Origin of the sequence: Bradyrhizobium jicamae (genome assembly GCF_001440395.1) — a bacterium.
Taxonomy (GTDB): Bacteria; Pseudomonadota; Alphaproteobacteria; order Rhizobiales; family Xanthobacteraceae; genus Bradyrhizobium; species Bradyrhizobium jicamae.
This window is the reverse complement of sequence record NZ_LLXZ01000109.1, coordinates 1-1122: the sequence shown is the minus strand read 5'-3', so window position 1 is coordinate 1122 and position 1122 is coordinate 1. Positions and strand designations below refer to the sequence as shown.

Annotated in this window: 2 protein-coding genes; one reads left to right on the top strand and one right to left on the bottom strand. The window is 60.2% G+C overall.

Annotation, left to right across the window (positions count from 1 at the left end; all coding sequences use genetic code 11):
• Positions 1-164 precede the first annotated feature (164 nt).
• Positions 165-371, top strand: a complete 207-nt coding sequence (locus tag CQ12_RS17805) for a hypothetical protein (RefSeq protein ID WP_157088282.1) — start codon at positions 165-167, stop codon at positions 369-371.
• 194 nt (positions 372-565) lie between these two features.
• Here CQ12_RS17805 and CQ12_RS17800 read toward each other — a convergent pair whose 3' ends face one another.
• On the bottom strand, positions 566-826 hold the full coding sequence (locus tag CQ12_RS17800) for a hypothetical protein (protein WP_057836610.1): 261 nt from the start codon (positions 824-826) through the stop codon (positions 566-568).
• Between the last annotated feature and the right edge of the window lie 296 nt (positions 827-1122).

Sequence of the window (1122 nt, the reverse complement as noted above, 5' to 3'; positions counted from 1 at the left end):
TCACGGCCGCCAGTATCATGATACTGGGATTTGCCAGCGCCGTCGCAGCCATGCCGGTCCGCTAGGCCGGCTCCCGCGCCAGCTTCTGTCATTGCGAGGATCACGATCGGTTCACGGCTCGCAGCTGATTGTCCGACCCCGGGGAGGAACCGAGGGATCCCATCATGACCCAGCGAACCTACACGGTGCGGGCGCGAAATTACGAGTACCCCGCCGCCAAGCCGACGCTTGAGGAAGCCCTAATTGTTGCACACGAGAAGGTTTGGCAGATCTCGCCCGGCGAGAAGGTGTCAATTTATAGAGGCACGGAGCTGATCGGCGAGATCAAACCGATGAGCGATGTCAGAGATGGTGCCAGAAGGGCGGCCTAGAAAAAAAGATCGCTCAGGTGTGTTTGCCCGGCGGGCTTCGCTCTGGGCCGTCGTAGCCCTGTGGCTCCGCTAACTGGCGGAGTATGTATTGGGCGGCCCCCACTATCAGCGGTCGCGGCCAGCCCCAAGCAGTGCGGCCATGCGATTTCTGTTGGTGGCCGTCTTTTTTAAGTCAGTGTTAGCTCGCGCGATCGTCAGCATTTGCTCGGACCATCGCGGATTGAGCGCGCGATAGGTTCCAAGCCCAATCCTTTCGCGAATGGCAGCGACAAGTCGCGGAAAGTGCCGCCGCCGTTCATGTGTGTCTCGATCGTCTCGACGTCCGCTTGCGTCAATTGCATGCAGGTGCGGCACTGGCGGTGAGGGTATTTATTTGCCCTAATTTGGACGATGACGGTGTTTTCCGGCGTCATCGCGTGGCCGTAGTTGCAGTGCGTCTTGGGTTTGGGAGACATCCGTTCGCTCCATGCATGTGCGGGATGGCGCACGCGGAGCCGATTCCTGAGTCGTGTCGCGTCCGCGGAGCGCGCCGAAGCCTCTCCGGAAAGGGGATGGATTTTTAGCCAAATCAGACTGGGCGATCAGTGCTCGCTGGTGCTGGCGGTCAAGTGCGCGAGCATGGCGGTGCAGGCCGCCTCGGCTCACCGAGCGTCATAAAGGGGGGAGCCACCGACCTTTATGGCGCACCTGCTTTGGGATGCTACTAGCCGCGCTTTACTTGGTGCCTGGAAGCAAAAATAACGGCACCTGA